Source organism: Bradyrhizobium sp. USDA 3262 (assembly GCF_054060035.1).
This window is the reverse complement of record NZ_JBSSCT010000001.1, coordinates 7,119,409-7,136,354: the sequence shown is the minus strand read 5'-3', so window position 1 is coordinate 7,136,354 and position 16,946 is coordinate 7,119,409. Positions and strand designations below refer to the sequence as shown.

Annotated in this window: 20 protein-coding genes; 14 read left to right on the top strand and 6 right to left on the bottom strand. The window is 64.1% G+C overall.

Annotated elements, in window-relative coordinates; genetic code table 11:
- Positions 1 to 7: 7 nt before the first annotated feature.
- Genes ACVWYP_RS33775 through ACVWYP_RS33765 form a run of 3 tightly spaced genes read right to left on the bottom strand, consistent with a single transcriptional unit; the run spans position 8 to position 2,912 of the window.
- A complete protein-coding gene (locus ACVWYP_RS33775) occupies positions 8 to 781 on the bottom strand; it encodes an SDR family NAD(P)-dependent oxidoreductase (protein WP_304496300.1) in 774 nt (257 codons plus the stop codon).
- Entirely contained in the window at positions 778 to 1,422 is a 645-nt protein-coding gene (locus tag ACVWYP_RS33770; protein ID WP_028343196.1) for a TetR/AcrR family transcriptional regulator, read from the bottom strand. The genes ACVWYP_RS33775 and ACVWYP_RS33770 overlap by 4 nt, the downstream gene beginning before the upstream one ends.
- Positions 1,419 to 2,912, bottom strand: coding sequence for an AMP-binding protein (locus tag ACVWYP_RS33765; RefSeq protein ID WP_304496299.1), 1,494 nt, complete (start codon positions 2,910 to 2,912; stop codon positions 1,419 to 1,421). Before ACVWYP_RS33765 ends, ACVWYP_RS33770 begins: the two co-directional genes overlap by 4 nt.
- 171 nt (positions 2,913 to 3,083) lie before the next feature.
- On the opposite strand from ACVWYP_RS33765, the gene ACVWYP_RS33760 reads away from it, so the two are divergent.
- From ACVWYP_RS33760 to ACVWYP_RS33710, 11 genes are all read left to right on the top strand, one after another.
- Positions 3,084 to 4,343, top strand: coding sequence for an ABC transporter substrate-binding protein (locus ACVWYP_RS33760; protein ID WP_369525587.1), 1,260 nt, complete (start codon positions 3,084 to 3,086; stop codon positions 4,341 to 4,343).
- A 98-nt stretch (positions 4,344 to 4,441) separates the two neighbouring features.
- Positions 4,442 to 5,344, top strand: a complete 903-nt coding sequence (locus ACVWYP_RS33755; RefSeq protein WP_304496297.1) for a branched-chain amino acid ABC transporter permease — start codon at positions 4,442 to 4,444, stop codon at positions 5,342 to 5,344.
- Positions 5,341 to 6,369, top strand: coding sequence for a branched-chain amino acid ABC transporter permease (locus ACVWYP_RS33750; RefSeq protein WP_304496296.1), 1,029 nt, complete (start codon positions 5,341 to 5,343; stop codon positions 6,367 to 6,369). The genes ACVWYP_RS33755 and ACVWYP_RS33750 overlap by 4 nt, the downstream gene beginning before the upstream one ends.
- Complete coding sequence (locus ACVWYP_RS33745; RefSeq protein WP_304496295.1) at positions 6,366 to 7,145, top strand: SDR family NAD(P)-dependent oxidoreductase; 780 nt, start codon at positions 6,366 to 6,368, stop codon at positions 7,143 to 7,145. The genes ACVWYP_RS33750 and ACVWYP_RS33745 overlap by 4 nt, the downstream gene beginning before the upstream one ends.
- 2 nt (positions 7,146 to 7,147) lie before the next feature.
- The gene (locus ACVWYP_RS33740) at positions 7,148 to 7,906 is read left to right on the top strand and encodes an ABC transporter ATP-binding protein (protein WP_304496294.1); all 759 of its coding nucleotides are present in this window, start codon (positions 7,148 to 7,150) and stop codon (positions 7,904 to 7,906) included.
- Positions 7,903 to 8,619: an ABC transporter ATP-binding protein gene (locus tag ACVWYP_RS33735; RefSeq protein WP_304496293.1), complete on the top strand. Its 717-nt coding sequence runs from the start codon at positions 7,903 to 7,905 to the stop codon at positions 8,617 to 8,619. Before ACVWYP_RS33740 ends, ACVWYP_RS33735 begins: the two co-directional genes overlap by 4 nt.
- Before the next feature lie 110 nt (positions 8,620 to 8,729).
- Positions 8,730 to 9,929 (top strand): CaiB/BaiF CoA transferase family protein, encoded by a 1,200-nt coding sequence (locus tag ACVWYP_RS33730; protein WP_304496292.1) that lies wholly within the window; start codon positions 8,730 to 8,732, stop codon positions 9,927 to 9,929.
- 16 nt (positions 9,930 to 9,945) lie between these two features.
- Positions 9,946 to 10,080: a hypothetical protein gene (locus tag ACVWYP_RS33725; RefSeq protein ID WP_456684268.1), complete on the top strand. Its 135-nt coding sequence runs from the start codon at positions 9,946 to 9,948 to the stop codon at positions 10,078 to 10,080.
- Between the two features lie 7 nt (positions 10,081 to 10,087).
- Positions 10,088 to 10,723 (top strand): enoyl-CoA hydratase/isomerase family protein, encoded by a 636-nt coding sequence (locus ACVWYP_RS33720; RefSeq protein WP_456684267.1) that lies wholly within the window; start codon positions 10,088 to 10,090, stop codon positions 10,721 to 10,723.
- On the top strand, positions 10,724 to 11,179 hold the full coding sequence (locus ACVWYP_RS33715; RefSeq protein WP_016847346.1) for a MaoC family dehydratase: 456 nt from the start codon (positions 10,724 to 10,726) through the stop codon (positions 11,177 to 11,179).
- Positions 11,180 to 11,182: 3 nt separating this feature from the next.
- Positions 11,183 to 12,037, top strand: a complete 855-nt coding sequence (locus tag ACVWYP_RS33710) for an HpcH/HpaI aldolase/citrate lyase family protein (protein ID WP_304496290.1) — start codon at positions 11,183 to 11,185, stop codon at positions 12,035 to 12,037.
- Positions 12,038 to 12,129: 92 nt separating this feature from the next.
- Here ACVWYP_RS33710 and ACVWYP_RS33705 read toward each other — a convergent pair whose 3' ends face one another.
- The 3 genes from ACVWYP_RS33705 to ACVWYP_RS33695 form a co-directional block, all read right to left on the bottom strand.
- Positions 12,130 to 13,281 (bottom strand): OpgC domain-containing protein, encoded by a 1,152-nt coding sequence (locus ACVWYP_RS33705; RefSeq protein ID WP_304496289.1) that lies wholly within the window; start codon positions 13,279 to 13,281, stop codon positions 12,130 to 12,132.
- A 164-nt stretch (positions 13,282 to 13,445) separates the two neighbouring features.
- Positions 13,446 to 13,721 (bottom strand): hypothetical protein, encoded by a 276-nt coding sequence (locus tag ACVWYP_RS33700; protein ID WP_038383504.1) that lies wholly within the window; start codon positions 13,719 to 13,721, stop codon positions 13,446 to 13,448.
- Positions 13,722 to 13,882: 161 nt separating this feature from the next.
- Positions 13,883 to 14,521 carry a LexA family transcriptional regulator gene (locus tag ACVWYP_RS33695; RefSeq protein WP_304496288.1) on the bottom strand — a complete coding sequence of 213 codons (639 nt, stop codon included), beginning with the start codon at positions 14,519 to 14,521 and terminating at the stop codon, positions 13,883 to 13,885.
- Positions 14,522 to 14,648: 127 nt separating this feature from the next.
- Between ACVWYP_RS33695 and ACVWYP_RS33690 the strand changes: the two genes are divergently transcribed.
- The 3 genes from ACVWYP_RS33690 to ACVWYP_RS33680 all read left to right on the top strand — a co-directional run bounded on the left by ACVWYP_RS33690 (position 14,649) and on the right by ACVWYP_RS33680 (position 16,654).
- Entirely contained in the window at positions 14,649 to 15,209 is a 561-nt protein-coding gene (locus ACVWYP_RS33690; RefSeq protein WP_304496287.1) for a GcrA family cell cycle regulator, read from the top strand.
- Between the two features lie 94 nt (positions 15,210 to 15,303).
- Positions 15,304 to 15,879, top strand: a complete 576-nt coding sequence (locus ACVWYP_RS33685; protein WP_304496286.1) for a DUF6456 domain-containing protein — start codon at positions 15,304 to 15,306, stop codon at positions 15,877 to 15,879.
- Between the two features lie 352 nt (positions 15,880 to 16,231).
- Positions 16,232 to 16,654, top strand: coding sequence for a GFA family protein (locus ACVWYP_RS33680; RefSeq protein ID WP_026193083.1), 423 nt, complete (start codon positions 16,232 to 16,234; stop codon positions 16,652 to 16,654).
- Positions 16,655 to 16,946 lie beyond the last annotated feature (292 nt).

The window sequence follows — 16,946 nt, the reverse complement described above, 5'->3', positions numbered from 1 at the left end:
GTTGTCCTCAGCTACGTGGGGCTTCCGGCAGGCCGCCATAGGCGGCCCAGGTGGTGCCTGCGATGTAGCCGGCATCGACCGGCAGGTTGATGCCGGTGACGCCGCTGCTCTGCGGCGAGAGCAGCCAGGCGATCGCCTGCGCCACTTCCATCGGCTCGACCAGCCGGTTCATTGCTGTCGGCCGTGCCAGCAGATCCTTGTCGAGGGCGCCCGATGCGATGCCGGCTTCGAGCGCGGCCGTGCGGGTGAAGCCGGGCGACACCGCGTTGACGCGGACGCCGGTGCGGCCCCATTCGGCGGCGAGCGTCTGCGTGATCTGGATGACGCCGGCCTTTGCCGCGGTATAGGCGTGGATCGGGCCCGACGTCATGCCGGCCACCGAGGCGACGTTGACGATCGCGCCATGCCGCCGCTTCGCCATTCCAATACCGACGCTGCGCGCAACCAGGAAGGTGCCGCGCAGGTCGATATTGACCTCGCGGTCCCATTGCTCCATCCGCACCCGCTCGATCGTGTGCATCTTGCCGAACACGCCGGCGGCGTTGACGAGGCCGCTGATCGGACCATGCGCAGTCTCGATATCGGCAATGCCCGCGACAACGGCGCTCTCGCTCGCGACGTCGAACGGCGCCGGCCACAGGACGGCGGCTGTTCCAACCAGCGGCTCGGGTGCGATGTCGACGATGACGACGCGATGCCCCTGATCGGCGAGCAGTGTCGCGGTCGCCGCGCCAATGCCGCGGCTGCCGCCTGTGACGAGGATTGTGCCCTCAGCGCTCATGATTTTCTTCCCTTGTCGCTGGTGGTGAACAGGCCGCGGGTGACCAGCTTTTGATAGGCCGTGATCACATAGTCGGGCACCGCGGTGACGCCGCGTTCGGAATAGGAGTAGCGGCGGCTGAGATAACCGCGCGCGCCCATCAGCACCTGGACGATGGCCTCGAATTCCTCGTCGCTGAAGGTGTTGGTCGCACCCGCAGCCCGCGCGCGTTGCAGGATCCGTACATAGGCGCTCGAGATGTTGTCGAAATGCTTCTGGTAGCCGATCGGCGCGAAGAATTCGGCCTCGTTGAGGATGCGCAGGAATTCCGGCACCTCGCGGATGAAATCGAAGAAGGCGCTGAAGCGCTCGACCTCCTGCCGGGCCTCGCTCGCGGTGCCGGTGCGCGCATGGATGAAGCGGACCATGTCGAGGCCGATCTTCGGCAGCAGCTGGTCGAGCAGCTCCTGGCGGTTCTCGAAATGATTGTAGAAGGTGCCCTGCGCGACGCCGGCGGCTTCGGTGATGCGCGCGACCGAGGCTTCGGCATAGCCGTATTTGCCGACGACCTTGGTCGCGGCGTCGAAGATCTTCTGCTTGGTCCAGGCGTTGCGCTCGACCCGGTTGAGTTTTGTCACTTTGGCGGATGTCGCTTGCGTCATGCGGTGGCCTCGAGTTCGGCGCGGAGCACGCGTTTGAGCACCTTGCCGGATGGATTGCGCGGCAGGCTGTCGCGGATGACGAGCTGCCGCGGCACCTTGAAGCCGGCGAGCCGTGTTCGGCAGAAATCGGCGAGATCGGGCAGGTCGAGCTTGGCGTCGTCGGCCAGCACCACGATCGCGACCGGCTTCTCGCCCCAGCGCGCGTCCGGCAGGCCGATCACCGCGACCTCGCGCACTTCAGGCATTTCGTAGATGACGCGCTCGACCTCGGAGGAGGCGATGTTCTCGCCGCCGGAGATGATCATGTCCTTCTTGCGGTCGGTCAGATAGAGGAAGCCGTCATCGTCGAGATAGCCGACATCGCCCGTGCGGAACCAGTCGCCGAAGAACGCGGATGCGGTCTTCTCCGGATCCTTCCAGTAGCCCTGCGTGACCTTCGGGCCGCGCAGGCAGATCTCGCCGTTCTGGCCGGCCGGCAGGCGCTTGCCGGCATCGTCGCGGATCTCGATCTCGACATGGGCGATGGCGCGGCCGGTCGAGCCGATCTTCTCGATCTCGCGGCCCGCGTCCATGAAGGTATCGCCGCCGCAGCTTTCGGTGAGGCCGTAGGCATCGATGTAGCGCGCGTTCTTGAAATAGTCCGAGAAGGCGCGGATGCGGAGCTCCGGCGTCTTCTCGCCGCCACCGATCGCCCATTGCAGGCTGGAGACGTCGTAGCGGTCGCGGTTCGGGCAGGTGAGGAGCGCCGTGGTCATGACCGGCGCGAACCATGCCGCGTTGAGTTTCTCCCGCTCGATCGCGGCGAGCGCCGGCTCGGGCTCGAAGGTTCGGTGAATGCACAGCATGCCGCCATGCCAGAGCACCGCGATGCCGGGCAGGTCGAGCGCGCCGACGTGATAGAGCGGGCCGACGACGAGCAGCCGCGTGTCGGCGTTGAGTCCAAGCACCAGGGTCTGGTCGGCGGACTTCCAGTAGATGTTCTCGTAAGTGAGCATCACTCCCTTGGGACGATCCGTCGTGCCCGAGGTGTACATCAGCCGCATCAGGTCGCGCGGCCGGCGCACATGGATCGGCGCCGGTGCGATGTCGGGCGCGAGGTTGGCGACGCTGGACTGCGCGACCTCATCGAGCAGCACGACGGGCGCGCCGGTCGCGATCGCGGCGAATTCCTCGTCGGCGACCAAGAGGCGCGCACCCGAATTGCCGACGATGTAGCCGACCTCGTCGGCCGACAGCCGATAGTTGATCGGCAGGAACACGGCGCCGATATGGCTCGTCGCGAACACCAGCTCGAGAAAGGCCGTGCTGTTCTTCATCAGCACGGCGACGACATCGCCGGGCGCGACCCCGCGCCCCGCGAGCCAGCCGCCGACCTGCCGGATCCGCAGATCAAATTCGGCGTAGGAGACGTCCTCGCCGCGATATTTCAGCGCACAGCGGTCCGGAGTCCGCCGGGCATGAAATGCGATGAAGCTGGAAAGGTTGATCATTTGCCGCTGGCGGGGCCGATTCCGGCGCCGTTTTCTCCCTAGATGAATTATGAGTCGTAATTCATCTTTGGCTTGACGTCACCCCCCTTGCTCTGAAAACATTGTGGTCATGGAGACGAAACGATCTCCGGCAGGGATTTTGGGAACGCGAACCCGACAGGGAGGGGAATGATGAAGTGGACCCGGAAACCGGGCATCACCCGGCGCTCGACGCTTGCGCTGATGGGCGCCGGTGCGGTGAGCTTTGCCGCGCCATGGGTGGCGCGCGCACAGGCCAAGACGATCAAGATCGGCATGCCGACCATTCTGTCGGGCCGCGTCGCGCAGCTCGGGACGTCCTCGCGCAACGCGGTGCTGCTGGAGGTCGAGAAGGTCAATGCCGCGGGCGGCCTTGCCGGACGGCAGATCGAAATGGTGATCCGCGACTCCAAGGGACAGCCGCAGGAAGCCGCGCGCATCGCGCGCGAGCTCGTCAACACCGACGGCTGCGAGATGCTGCTTGACGGCGAAGCATCCTCGGGATCGTTCGCGGTTCACGAAGTGGCGCGCGATCTCGGCGTGCTCTGCATCCACACCTGCTCGGAAGCGTCATCGCTGACCGCCGATCCCAAGCAGCACATTCCGAACGCCTTCCGCTGCGTGCGGCAGGGCATTCATGACTCTATCGTCGGCGCCAGCTACGCGTCAGGGATCGCCAAGGCCAAGGGCCTGAAGAAATGGGCGACCTGTTCGCCCGACTACGCCTATGGCCGCGACACCACCGGCGAGTTCGTGCTGTATCTGAAGAAGTTTGCGCCCGACGTCGAGATCATCAGCGAGTCCTGGCCAAAGCTGTTCCAGCCCGATTACACCGAGGTGGTGACGAAGATCCTGCAGGCCAAGCCGCAGGCGCTTTATTCGTGCCTGTGGGGCGGCGATCTCACCTCCTACATCGACCAGGCCAACATCTACGCGATGTTTACCCAGATGGAGGTGTTCGCGGTCAACATGGCCGACTACACCGCGCTTACGGTGGTGAAGAACCTGCCCAAGGGTATCCACTCCGGCGACCGCTACATCAAGACATTCCCGCCGACGCCCGAAAATGCCGCCTGGGGCGACGCCTATAAGGCCAAGTACAACGAGTATCCGACCAACTGGTCGTGGCAGAACGCCACGGCGGTCATGTTCCTCAACGAGGCCGTCAAGAAGGCGAACTCCACCGACGGCAAGAAGGTCGCGGAGGCGCTCACCGGCCTCACGATCAAGTGCCCGTTCGGCGCCGACGGCACCGTCACCATGCGCGCCGACGACCACACGCTGGTCGGTTACGCCATCGGCTGGGGCACCACGATCCCGCAGGAGCCCTACGTGCCCGATGTGAAGGCCGGAGACTGGAAGACCATCTTCGAGCTCGAGGCCGAGTGGAAGAAGAGCAAGGGCTACACCTGATTCGCGTGTGCGGCGGAGGCGGCAATCTGCTGCCTCCGCCTCGCATCTGATGTTTGTCGCGCGCCGACGTTGCGGCCCGCCGTGATGGATGATTTTCCGTGGACCTCGACGCGCTCGCCAGTTGCCTCGCCAGCCCTGCTTGCCTGGTGACGCAAACCACCAGCGGCCTGATCATCGGCATGCTGCTGTTCCTTGTCGCCGTTGGGCTGACGCTGATCTTCGGCGTGCTCAAGGTGGTCAATTTCAGCCACGGCGCCTTCTATATGTTCGGCGCCTATTTCGCGATGACGGCCTATCAGCTCACCGGCAGCTTCGCGCTGGCGATGCTGAGCGGCGCCGTCGGCACCGCGATCCTCGGCCTGATCTTCGAGCGTGTGTTCATGAGCCGGGTCTACGGCCGCGACGTGCTGATGCAGCTTTTGGTTTGTTACGCCTTCGTGCTGATCTTCGACGACGTCGTCCGCATGATCTGGGGGCCTGAGTTCAAGTCGATGGGCATGCCGGCCGCGTTCCAGGTGCCGCCGCTGTTCATCGCCGGCGGCGTGGTGCCGCCATATTATCTGCTCTTGATCGGGGTGGCGCTCGCCGCAGCCGTTGTTCTTGGCCTGGGGCTGGCGCGCTCCAGGATCGGCAAGGTGATCCGTGCGGCCGCGCATAATCCCGGCATGGTCTCGGCGCTCGGTATCAATACCGGGCTGATCTATGGCGGCGTGTTCGCGCTCGGCGGCATGCTGGCGGGACTGGCGGGAGCGCTTGCGGCGCCGGTGCGCTCGCTGACGCCGGGCATGGGGTTCTCGGTGCTGATCGAGTCGTTCATCGTGACCGTGATCGGCGGCATGGGCTCGATCCTCGGCGCGCTGATCGGCGCGCTTTTGATCGGCCTGATCCGCTCGTTCGGATCGCTCGGCTTCCCGCTGTTCACCGAGGGCTTGATGTATCTGTTCATGGTGATCGTGCTGGTGTCGCGTCCGACCGGGCTGTTCGGCAAGGAGGTCGCATGACCGAATTGCAGGCCGGGCAGGGCACGCAGCCCCTCGATGTTGCCCGGATCGACGCCAGGCCGCAGCGTTACCGCGATGTGCTGATCGCGCTCGTGGCTTTTGTCCTGCTCGCGCTGCTTCCGGTGCTGTTCGGCAGCAAGCAGCTGCTCGACTTCGTGATCCGCTGCGCCGCCTATGGATTGTTCGCGACGTCGCTCAACCTTCTGGTCGGCTACACCGGATTGATCTCGTTCGGCCACGGCATGTTCTTCGGCCTCGGCGCCTATGGTTTCGGGCTGATGATGCAGAAGACCGGTGTGCCGATCCCGGTGGCCTTCGTCGCCACGCTGGCGATGACCTTCGTCGTTGCGATCGTGATCGGCGCGATCTGCGTGCGGCTGAAGGAAATCTACTTCGCGTTCGTCACGCTGGCGTTCCAGATGCTGATTCACTCGACCATCCTGTCGTGGCAGTCGCTGACCGGCGGCGACCAGGGCCTGCGCGGCGGGATTCCCCGACCGCCGTTTCTCGGCATCGATCTGTCGAACCATCTGCATCTCTACATCACGAGCTGCGCCCTGCTGGTGATCGGCCTGCTGCTCATGCGCCAGATCGCGCAATCGCCGTTCGGCTACACGCTGCGCATGATCCGCGACAACGCCACGCGGGCGAGCTTCATCGGCATCGATGTCTGGCGCGCCAAGCTGACGATCTTTGTGCTCGCCGCGCTGTTCGCGGCGACCGGCGGCATCATCATGGCGTTGTTCGTCTCCGGCGCCTATCCCGAGTTTGCCTATTGGACGATCTCGGGCGAGGGCATCTTCATCAACATGCTCGGCGGCGTGACAACCTTTCTCGGACCGATGGTCGGCACGGTGCTGCTGCTGATCCTCAACGATACCGTTACCCGCCTGACCGAGTATCACGGCATCGTGCTCGGCATCGTGATCCTGTTCTTTGCCATCGGCCTGCGAAAGGGCCTGATGGACTTCGTCGTCGAATGGTTCGCGCAGCGTCGCGGAGAAGCCGGGGAGCGCGCGCCATGAGTGCACAGACGCGGATCAGCGTCGTTACCGGCGGCGCCAGCGGCATCGGCGCGGCGTGCGTGCGCGAGCTCGCGGCGGCCGGCGATCTCGTCGCCGTTCTCGACCGCGATCTCGCCAAGGCGCAGACGGTTGCGGCGGAGGTCGGCGGCAAGGCGTTTGCGGCTGACGTGGCGGACGAGCGCAGCGTCGAGGCCTGTGCGGCCGCGATCGAGCGCGACTGCGGCCCGGTCGTGGTGCTGGTCAACAGCGCCGGTATCATCCAGGTGCCGGTCCGGCCGCACGATCTGCCGATGACCTCCTGGGACGACGTCGTGCGCGTCGACCAGCGCGGCACCTATGTCGCCTGCGTTGCCTTTGCGCGGCAGATGATCGCGCGCAAGCGCGGCAGCATCGTCAACATCGCCTCGATTGCCGGCATGCGCTCGATGCCGCTGCATGCCTATGCGCCCGCCAAGGCAGCGGTGATCGCCATCACCGAATGCCTCGCGGCCGAATGGGGGCCGTCCGGCATCCGCGTCAATGCCGTTTCCCCTGGCTATACACTGACGCCGGCCTTGAAGAATGCCATTGATCGCGGAGAGCGGGATGTCTCGGCGTTGGCTGCCAACGCAGCACTTCGCCGCCTTGTCGACCCCTCGGAAATCGGCCGCGTCGTCGCATTTCTGGCGTCCGATGCGGCCTCCGCGATGACCGGCGCCAACGTGCCGGTCGATTGTGGCTGGCTTGCCGGCACATCGTGGAGCACCTATGGCGGTCTGCGGGAGGCGAGTGGCTAGCCATGCTGGAGATTCGCGGACTCTCGAAATCCTTTGGCGGCGTCAAGGCGACCGACAACGTCTCGCTCGACTTCGCCGACGGTTCGCTCACCGCCGTGATCGGCCCCAACGGCGCCGGCAAGAGCACGTTCTTCAACCTGATCACGGGCGCGCTGCGGCCGGACGCCGGGCAGATTTTGCTCAACGGCGTCGACATGGCCGGCAAGGCCCCGCCGGAGATCGTGCGCCACGGCATCGGTCGCGCCTTCCAGGTCGCGAGCATCTTCCCGTCGCTGACGGTGGAGGAGACGATGCTCGCTGCCGTCTGTGCCGATCAGCGCCGCGCCGGCGTGATGCATCGCCGGTTTCCGCTGGCCGAGACGCGCGACCGCGCCGAGCATGCGATGGAGCTGCTCGGCCTCGCCGGCAAGCGCAACCGGACCGCGGCGACGCTGTCGCACGGCGACCAGAAGCTGCTCGATATCGCGCTCGCGCTGGTGCTCGAGCCCAAGGTGCTGCTGCTCGACGAGCCGACCGCGGGCATGGGCACCGAGGAGCGCTGGCGCATGATCGACAAGGTGCGTGAGCTCTGGGAGAAGCAGAAGATCACCGTCGTGTTCATCGAGCACGACATGGACATCGTATTCAAGATCGCGCCTCGGATCGTCGTGCTGTGCTACGGCCGCATCCTGGCGACCGGGACGCCGGACGCGATCCGCAGGAATGATGCCGTGATCGAGGCCTATCTCGGCAGCGACGACCACGCGGGAGCGGTGGCATGAGCGCGCAGCCGGTGGTGCAGGTCGACGACCTCGACGTCTATTATGGCACCAGCCAGATCCTGTTCGGCGTCGGCCTGTCGGTGCGGCAGGGCGAGACCATGGCGCTGCTCGGCCGCAACGGCGCCGGCAAGTCGACCACCATGAAGGCCATCATGGGGCTGACGCCGGCGCGCCGCGGCAACGTGACCCTGCGCGGCCAGGTGGTCTCAGGAATGCGGCCGCATCACATCGCGCGAGCCGGGCTCGGCTTCGTGCCGGAAGACCGCCAGATCTTTCCCGAGCATACGGTGGAGGACAATCTCGTCATCGGCCAGAAGAAGGGACCTGATGGCGAGGACGAGTGGTCGATCCGCCGCGTCTATGACGTGTTCCCGCTGCTCGAGCCGCTGAGGCACCGGATCGCCGGAAGGCTCTCCGGCGGCGAGCAGCAGATGCTGGCGATCGCCCGCACGCTGATGGGCAATCCGGTGCTGCTGCTGCTGGATGAGCCGAGCGAGGGGCTGGCTCCGATCATCGTGCAGCGCATCGGCGAGTTGCTGCGGCAACTCCGCGGCACCGGTGCCACAGTATTGATCGCCGAGCAGAACATGCATTTTTGCCTTGGCCTTGCGAGCCACGCGACGGTTATCGACAAGGGACAGATCGTCTACACATCCTCGATCGAAGAGCTGAAGGCCAACGACAACATCCGGCAGCGCTATCTGGCGCTGTAGGGCATGATCCGGGAAAAGCGCGCAGCGGTTTTCCCTCGCGACAAACGCGCAGCGTTTGCACGGGGATCATGCCCCAAGGACAAGGCTCTTCGACAGCGATGGGAGGACAAATGGCGGGCAAGCTGACGCCGACGCATGAAGCGCCGTATCGCGGGCTGAAGGTACTCGATTTCGGGCAGGGGATTGCCTCGCCCTATTGCGCGATGCTGCTCGGTGTCTACGGCGCCGACGTCATCAAGGTCGAGCCGCCGGAGGGCGACTGGTCGCGCTATCTCGGCACGACCTACGGCAATCACACGACGCTGTCGGCGGTCTACAACCGCGGCAAGCGCAGCCTGTGCCTCGACATGAAGCACAAGGACGGGATCGCGATCGCGCAGCGGTTGGCGCGCGAGGCCGACGTCTTCATCGAAGGATTTCGCCCGGGTGTCGCAGAGCGGCTCGGGCTCGGCTATGAAGGCCTGTCGCGCGACAACCCCGGCCTGGTCTATCTGTCGGTCAGCGGCTTCGGGCAGAGCGGCCCCTACGCCAAGCGGCCCGGCTCGGATTCGGTCGCGCAGGCGTTCTCGGGGCTGGTCTCGGTCAATCTCGGCGTCGATGGCGTGCCGCATCGGGTCGGCACCACGATTTCCGACGTCGTCACCGGCGTCTATGCGTTCCAGGCCATCGCCACGACGCTGTTCGCGCGTGCGACCGTCGGCACCGGCCGCTGGATCGACGTCAATCTCTGCCAGTCGACGTCGGCGCTGCTCGGTCACAAGGTGGCGGAGTTCATCCTCGAGGGCGGCGCGCCGCGCGCGCTGAACGTTCCGGCCGGCACCTACCAGACCCATGACGGCTGGATGATGGTCACCCTGGTGAACGAGCCGCAATACAAGCGGCTGTGCGGTGCGATCGGCCGTGAGGATCTCGCCGGCGATCCGCGTTTTGCCGACTTCGCCAGCCGCGCCGATGCGGCCGACGCGCTGATTCCGCAATTGCGCGAGGTGTTCCTGACCCAGGCGACGGATGCCTGGCTCACGCGGCTGCATGCGGCCGATATCATCGCCGAGCGGATCCTCAATCCCGGCGAATGGCTGCGCAATGTCCATGTCGAGGCGACCAGGGCATCGGTGCGCCAGGACACACCTGGCGTCGGCGCGGTCTATACGCCACGCACGCCGGGGATCGCGAGCCTGTCCGAGGATCACCTTTGCCCCGCGCCTGACGTCGGGCAGGATAGCCGCGCCGTGCTGACGGAGGCTGGCTTCGGTTCCGCCGAGATCGACGGCCTGCTGCTGTCGGGCGCCGCGCGGCAGGCCAAGAGCTAACGGGAGGCAATACATCATGAGCACCGACCTCGTTCGTTACTCGGTCACCGACCAGATTGCGGAGATCGTGCTGGATCGCGCGCCGGTGAATGCGCTCAGCATCCCCCTGATCGACGCGCTGCTGGCGGGCGCTGGCGAAGGCGCGCGATGATGAGGCGGTGCGGGCTGTGATCGTCAGCAGCGCCCATAAGGTGTTTTGCGCCGGCCTCGATCTCGACATCGTCAGGGGCAAGCCCGCGATCGAGACCAAGACATTCCTCGAGCGGCTATACTTCGCGTTGAACGATACGCAGTATCGCATGGGCAAGCCGACGATTGCGGCGATCGATGGCGCGGTACGCGCCGGCGGCATGACGATCGCGATCTCCTGCGACATGATCGTCGCGGGCGACGGCTCGACATTCGGCTATCCCGAGATCGATGTCGGCCTGATCCCGGCGATCCATTTTGTGCAGTTGCCGCGGCTGGTCGGAAAGCACCAGGCATTCGGCCCGCTGTTCCTTGGCGAGCCCTTCGATGCCGCGACCGCCTTTCGCATGGGGCTGCTCAGCGAGGTGGTGCCGAAGGGCACTGCGCTTGCGCGGGCGCGCGAGATCGCACGCAAGCTCGCGGCGAAATCGCCGATCGTGATGAAGATCGGACGCGACGCCTTCATGCGTTCGGTCGATGCCGATTTCCGCCGCTCGGTGGAAAACACGGCGGAAAGTTTTGTTGTGGTCGCATCGACGGAAGACTGCCAGGAAGGGCTGAATGCGTTCGTCGAGAAGCGGGCACCCAATTACAAGGGACGGTAAATGGCTGGATTGTATTTCGAGGAGTTCGAGATCGGGCAGGAATTCCACCACGAGTTCAGCCGGACCGTGACCGAGATGGACAACACCATGTTCAGCCTCCTGACCATGAACCCGCAGCCGTTGCATATCGACGCACATTTTTCCGAGAAGACCGAGTTCGGCCAGCGGCTGTTCAACAGTCTCTATACGCTCGGCATCATGATCGGCATGAGCGTATACGACACGACATTGGGAACCACCGTCGGCAATCTCGGCATGACCGACGTCAAGTTCCCCAAGCCGGTGTTCCATGGCGACACGCTGAAGGCGCACACCAGGATCATCGGCAAGCGCGCCAGCAAGTCGCGGCCGACCCAGGGCATCGTCGAGTTCGAGCACACCATGACCAACCAGCGCGGCGAGGTGGTGGCGAGCTGCCGCCGCACCGGCCTGATGCACTGCAAGCCGAAGGCGTAAGCGATGCGATCGTTCCTGTTCGTTCCCGGCGACAGCACCCGGAAGTATGAAAGCGCGAAGAAGACCGCGGCCGACGCGCTGATTCTCGACCTCGAGGATTCCATCGCACCGGACCAGAAGGTGGTCGCGCGCGGGATCACGCGCCAGATGCTCGATGCACGCAACCCGGAGCAGAAGCTCTATATCCGCGTCAACGCACTCGACACCGACCTGACGCTCGGCGATCTCGCCGCCGTGATGCCGGGCAAACCCGATGGAATCGTACTGCCGAAATGTGCCGGCGCCGCCGACGTCAACAGGCTCGCACTCTATCTCGACGCATTCGAAGCGGCCTCTGATATCGCGCAGGGCACCACGCGGATCGTGACGGTCGCGACCGAGACCGCGCGGTCGGTGCTGAAAATCCTCGATTTCGAGAACATGAGCCCGCGGCTGTGGGGCATGATGTGGGGCGCGGAGGATCTCGCGGCCTCGCTCGGGGCAACGCGCAACCGCAGCGATGGCCGCTATCACTCTCCTTTTATCCTGGCGCGCGATCTCTGCCTGATCGGCGCGGCCGCCGCCGGCGTCGTCGCGATCGATACCATCGCGACCGACATCAACGATCTCGATGCCTTGAAGGCCGAGGCGATCGCCGCGCGGCAGGATGGCTTCCTCGCCAAGGCCGTGATCCACCCCAAGCATGTCGACGTCGTCAACGCGGCCTTCATGCCGACGGATGAAGAAATCGCATGGTCGGAGCGGGTGATCGCTGCGTTCGCCAATAACCCATCGGGGGTCGCCAAGATGGACGGCAAGATGCTCGACAAGCCGCATCTGCGCGCCGCCGAGAAGATCCTGGCGTCGCGCAGGAAATAGTCGGCAGGCGGGCCGGAGGCCGGACACCGCCATGTTGCGCGAGAGCGAGGTGCGGCTGCGGCGGTCGCTGGCGATCGACTGAACCGCGGGAATCAGGAATGAGCGACGGCCGACTTGCCGTCCTGCAGCTTCGACCACGAGACGTAGTAGGCGACGGCCGTCATCGCCGCGATGCCGGCGATGCTGACCGCTACCTGCCTTGCCAGTGAGTATGGGCCCGTAATCAGGATCAGGTGCGCGGCGAATGAGAGGAAGACGCCTGCACAGAACACGGCCAGCCATTCCTCGCCGCACTTGATGATCGGCTGCAAGGCGGGAGATCGCAGGTATTCCCAATCGCGCGGCACCAGCCACGTGAACAGGAACGTCAGGGTCAGGAAGTGCAGGATGCGATGAGGCGCGACATCCTCCCGGTCGTTTGGCGGCAGCATATCGCTCAGCCCGCTCGGCATCATTTGCGCGAGTGCCGGGATATCGCTGCTCGAGACGATCGTCAGGGCGAACAGCAGATACAGCAATGCCATGGCGCGCAGCGCGGGAGCAGCCTGCATCGCGCGGATCGCGGGTGCATATCGCGCGCCGATCAGCGCGAGCCAGCCGCCCATCACGAACAGCAATTGCCAGCAGAACGGATTGAGATACCAGTCTCCATACGGATATGACGACAGGTTCCAGTTGAGCAGCCGGCCAGCCGCATAGATGGTCACGGACGCGACGACCGTCACGTTCGGCACGTACAACAGCCCGAACACGATGATGGGCTGGAACGCCATCAAGGCAATGGTGAGTTGCAGCACGTCGAGATTGAGCGGCTTGGCCTGCAGGAACAGGCCGTAGATCAACGTCCGGATCGGGTGGTCGATGAATCCGGTGATGTTGAACTCGCTGATGATCTCGGGCGCCGCGGTCCGGGTGGCGACATAGCTGATCAACTCGACATAGATCACGAACAGAACGATATAGGCGGCATAGAGCTGCCATACGCGCTTGAAGATGCGGGTTGCGGCCACCAGGAATCCGCGTTCCAGCGTCATCCTGGCGTAGATGAGCGTCACGGCGTAGCCGCCGACGAACACAAAAAGGTCGGTTGCGCCGCTGAAGCCGAAGTTGCGCATGGTCAGCGCGCCGACAACGTTGTGCGGAATATGGTCCAGAAACAGAAACCAGTTTGCGATGCCAAGCAGCAGCGCGATCCTGAGATCGCCATCGGCTTTCGCGATCTCGGCGTTTGTTGTCGAAGTCATCTGAAGCTGAAATTTGCCGGCCCGAGAAACGAATCGCTAATCTAGAGGGAACCCGCGCCTGGTCCGAATAGACTTTGCGTGAACCCTATCTAGTCCGTTTCGGGTTCCGGCCAAGTGGCCGGCTCAAGAAAGATCACGTTTTCGCAATCAACTCGTGAGCGGTGTCAGACCGGCTCGTGTTTGCGCAGGTCGCGGGCGTGATCGAGCGTATTGGCTTGCAGGTTCGCGCCGGTCACGGGGAGCTCCGGCAAGGCGGCCTCGGCCAGGAGATCGTCCGTGACATCCTCGACCGAACGCTCGGCAATCTCGTGAATGAAGCTGATGTTCGCATATTCTCCCGAGGCGATTCGTGAGACGACGTCGCGTCGTGTCATTTCGGGATCGACGATCGCCTCGCGGCCACGGCGGCCATAGTCGATCATCACGACGAAATACTGCATTGCCTGATCGTTCGATGTTCTGACTGTCACCGGGCATTATTTCCGATAATCGGAAGTATGTCAAGGTGAATTGTTGAAAACCGAAATTCACGCATGCATAGCCGGACCGATTCGGCTCGAAGGCGTCCGAATCGGTCCGGCCGGTCCCTGAAGCAACACGGTTACTTCTCGGACGATCGCCCGCCCTGAGTCCGGGCAGATTTGCGACCCTTCGCCGCCGACTTGCCGCGCAGCCTTTCGATCTGGCCGCGGGGCAGGGTGACGCAGATTTCGCCGATCCATTCGAGCTTTACGCCGTTGATCGGCTTGGCATTAAAGCTCTTGAGGTTGACGGTGCCGGACGAACTGCCGCGTTCGATCGTCTTCAGATACCGCTCGCCGCTCTTCAGCCGGACCGCGGCTTCCTCTCCGTAGAAGCTCGACAGCGGATAGCGCTGCTCGCGATACACCACGATGACGTCGCCGTTCTCGTATTTCGGCAGCATCGAATCGCCCGAGACCTCGAAAGCGACGGTCTCCTCCGTCACCGGGAACGGAAGCTCGATTTCGCCGAGCCCCTCCGGCGGGACCTGCTCAAGCTCCGGCTGGATCGAGGCGCCGGCGCCGACCCGGCCCACGATCGGCACCGAATTCAGCTCCAAATACTCCATGATCGGGGCAATCTCGGATGCCTTGATCAACCTTATTCCCGACAGGATTTCGGAGACGGCCCCAGCCCGAACCCCCATCGCGCGGGCAAGCCCGCCTTTGCTCTTCCCGGTCTTTTCCAGTGCTCGTTCGATCAGTGCCGCGTCCAGCATGTTTCATCCTTTCCCAAACCCGGACACACTATATCCGTTACGATTATCAGAAACAAGCTTGACTTTTTCTTCGGAATATCGGAAGGTGTGCGAGGCGCCGGCGGAATGACAGAAATGGGAATTTGGAATGGAAACGATGAACTGGCTGCCGGAGCATTCGGCAGCCTTGCAGGACCTCCGCGCCCGCGGCTTGTCCTATTCGGAAATCGCTGACACGATCAACGCTACCTTCAATACGGCCTATACACGCAATGCGGCGCTCAGCCGGGCGCAGCGCATGGGGTTGGCGGGCCTCGAAAGGCTCGAGCCGTCCCTGCCGGGGCACCTCGATCCGCCCAAACCGTCCCTGCCGGAGCTCCCAAGGATCGGGCGGCTGCATGAAGGGCTCGCCGAACCGACGCCCGATTTGCTTCGCGGGCCAAGGATCTTCATTGAAACGGTGGAGATGCCGCAACTTCGTTGCGCCACGGTCGTGCCGCGGCATCTTTCGCTGCTCGACCTTAAGCCCGGAGACTGCCGCTATCCCTATGGCGGGGATGGCGACGGCGAGACAATCACCTTCTGCGGTCATCCGTGCCGGTCGGGCTCGAGCTACTGCACCCCGCATTTTCACCTGAGTCGCGATCCTGAAGCCACGGCGAGGCCGGTGTTGAGCGCCGCCTGGCTTCAAGCCATCGGGGCCGGTTGAGGCAATTCATCACCTGACCGACGGACATCGGTCCGCAACCGCGATCGCGCGGAAGCCTCCGCGCGCCCATCATCAGACATTTTGGAGGTTACCAATGTCGCGAGCCAAGCGCCGGAAGCCGTACGATCCCGCCGGAGTGCACGATCGACGTGCCCAGGATCTGCCCTTTAATGCCGAGGTGGCGACCGTCGAGGTCGACGATCCCCTTGCGCTCGAGCCGGGCGAGAAGATCGTTGCCTTTCGCTCGATCCGCAACGATCCGCTCGGCCGGTTGCATGCGCACCGCCAGATCGACGATACGCAGTATCGGAGCGGCCGGGCGTTCCAGAACGACTGGGAAAAAGCCGAGCGCGGCCCGCGCGCGGTGGATACGACACGCGAATATGTCGATGGCGGCCTGCGACGCGAGCCGATCACCGAGGGGCAGCGCCAGGCGACGTTGCGCCTCAATCGCGCCGAGCATGAACTCGGCGCCGACGGTTCGGCACTGGTGCACGATGTTCTGATCCTCGGCATGACCATGGAGCAGGTTGGACAGCGGCGCGGACTGCGTACGCAGCGCTGGCAAGACTATTTTGTGCGGCGTCTCAAGGAATGCCTGGATCGGCTGGCGCTGATGTACGGGCTTGCGACGGCAAGCAGGGTTCCGGTGAAGGACCGTCAACGCTGATGTGATTGCTGACGTGCCGGTTTGCCGCGCTGGAATCCGGCACGGCAGCAACTCACGACATGACTGTGCCTTGCCTCACACTGAACTCATTCCTTGTGTGCGGTCGGGATTGGGCCCGGCCAGGCTGTGGCGAAGATGGTCGACAGCGGCACGGACTCTCATGTAACTTCCGTCGCGTCGACGACCTGCCTGCATTCGAGGCCTCTCGCGCGGGGAAGGGTCTGGTACGTCCACGCAAGGGAGTTTGCCGCTACGCACTGTGTACATCTTCTCTGCATGACGAACACCACGAGCAACGTGGATCGATGCCGACGCGGAGCCCAATCAAGATAACCCAAGGGAGAACCGACCGATGAATCACACTGGAAACTGCTTTTGTGGCGCCGTCGAACTCAAGGTCAGCGGGGAGCCCGAGGCAATGGGCTATTGCCACTGCCGTTCATGCCGTTCCTGGTCTGGCGGTCCGGTGAATGCGTTCAGCCTCTGGAAGCCCGAGGCGGTCGAGGTCACCAAGGGTGCCGACCACATCGCGACATTCGAGAAGACCGCGATGAGCCAGCGCAAATATTGCACAAAGTGCGGCGGTCACCTGATGACCAACCACCCGACGCTCGGGCTCGTCGACGTGTTCACCGCAACGATCCCGACGCTGAAATTCAGCCCGGGCGTTCACGTCAACTATTCCGAGGCAGTGCTGCAGATACGCGATGGCCTGCCGAAGTTGAAGGATTTTCCGGCCGAGTTCGGTGGCTCCGGCGAAATGATCGCCGAATAGCCCGAAGGCTCTCCATCACGAAAGCGGGTGGCGGCGGCGTGCCGCCACCCGTCTTCGTATGGGCTCCGCCCAACAGATCGGTATCCGGCAGGCTCGCTTCGCATGCGAGGCGTCTGACCATGTCGGCGGCCGCCCGCGCCGCCGGTCGTCCTGACCATTGACAGCCATGTCCGACGATGGTCCCGCCCTGCAAAATCCGGGTTTGGTTTTGCTGACGAGCTTCCGCTAAAAGGCGAGCAGTGCCGGTCTTGGCAGGGACCGTCGTATTTCGCCTGACAAAATAACAGAGGAA

What these genes read in the sequence shown, in the direction of transcription:
- ACVWYP_RS33775 (WP_304496300.1), bottom strand. Translation starts at nt 781, where the DNA reads ATGAGCGCTGAGGGCACAATCCTCGTCACAGGCGGCAGCCGCGGCATT.
- ACVWYP_RS33770 (WP_028343196.1), bottom strand. Translation starts at nt 1,422, where the DNA reads ATGACGCAAGCGACATCCGCCAAAGTGACAAAACTCAACCGGGTCGAG.
- ACVWYP_RS33765 (WP_304496299.1), bottom strand. Translation starts at nt 2,912, where the DNA reads ATGATCAACCTTTCCAGCTTCATCGCATTTCATGCCCGGCGGACTCCG.
- ACVWYP_RS33760 (WP_369525587.1), top strand. Translation starts at nt 3,084, where the DNA reads ATGAAGTGGACCCGGAAACCGGGCATCACCCGGCGCTCGACGCTTGCG.
- ACVWYP_RS33750 (WP_304496296.1), top strand. Translation starts at nt 5,341, where the DNA reads ATGACCGAATTGCAGGCCGGGCAGGGCACGCAGCCCCTCGATGTTGCC.
- ACVWYP_RS33745 (WP_304496295.1), top strand. Translation starts at nt 6,366, where the DNA reads ATGAGTGCACAGACGCGGATCAGCGTCGTTACCGGCGGCGCCAGCGGC.
- ACVWYP_RS33740 (WP_304496294.1), top strand. Translation starts at nt 7,148, where the DNA reads ATGCTGGAGATTCGCGGACTCTCGAAATCCTTTGGCGGCGTCAAGGCG.
- ACVWYP_RS33735 (WP_304496293.1), top strand. Translation starts at nt 7,903, where the DNA reads ATGAGCGCGCAGCCGGTGGTGCAGGTCGACGACCTCGACGTCTATTAT.
- ACVWYP_RS33730 (WP_304496292.1), top strand. Translation starts at nt 8,730, where the DNA reads ATGGCGGGCAAGCTGACGCCGACGCATGAAGCGCCGTATCGCGGGCTG.
- ACVWYP_RS33725 (WP_456684268.1), top strand. Translation starts at nt 9,946, where the DNA reads ATGAGCACCGACCTCGTTCGTTACTCGGTCACCGACCAGATTGCGGAG.
- ACVWYP_RS33715 (WP_016847346.1), top strand. Translation starts at nt 10,724, where the DNA reads ATGGCTGGATTGTATTTCGAGGAGTTCGAGATCGGGCAGGAATTCCAC.
- ACVWYP_RS33710 (WP_304496290.1), top strand. Translation starts at nt 11,183, where the DNA reads ATGCGATCGTTCCTGTTCGTTCCCGGCGACAGCACCCGGAAGTATGAA.
- ACVWYP_RS33705 (WP_304496289.1), bottom strand. Translation starts at nt 13,281, where the DNA reads ATGACTTCGACAACAAACGCCGAGATCGCGAAAGCCGATGGCGATCTC.
- ACVWYP_RS33700 (WP_038383504.1), bottom strand. Translation starts at nt 13,721, where the DNA reads ATGCAGTATTTCGTCGTGATGATCGACTATGGCCGCCGTGGCCGCGAG.
- ACVWYP_RS33695 (WP_304496288.1), bottom strand. Translation starts at nt 14,521, where the DNA reads ATGCTGGACGCGGCACTGATCGAACGAGCACTGGAAAAGACCGGGAAG.
- ACVWYP_RS33690 (WP_304496287.1), top strand. Translation starts at nt 14,649, where the DNA reads ATGGAAACGATGAACTGGCTGCCGGAGCATTCGGCAGCCTTGCAGGAC.
- ACVWYP_RS33685 (WP_304496286.1), top strand. Translation starts at nt 15,304, where the DNA reads ATGTCGCGAGCCAAGCGCCGGAAGCCGTACGATCCCGCCGGAGTGCAC.
- ACVWYP_RS33680 (WP_026193083.1), top strand. Translation starts at nt 16,232, where the DNA reads ATGAATCACACTGGAAACTGCTTTTGTGGCGCCGTCGAACTCAAGGTC.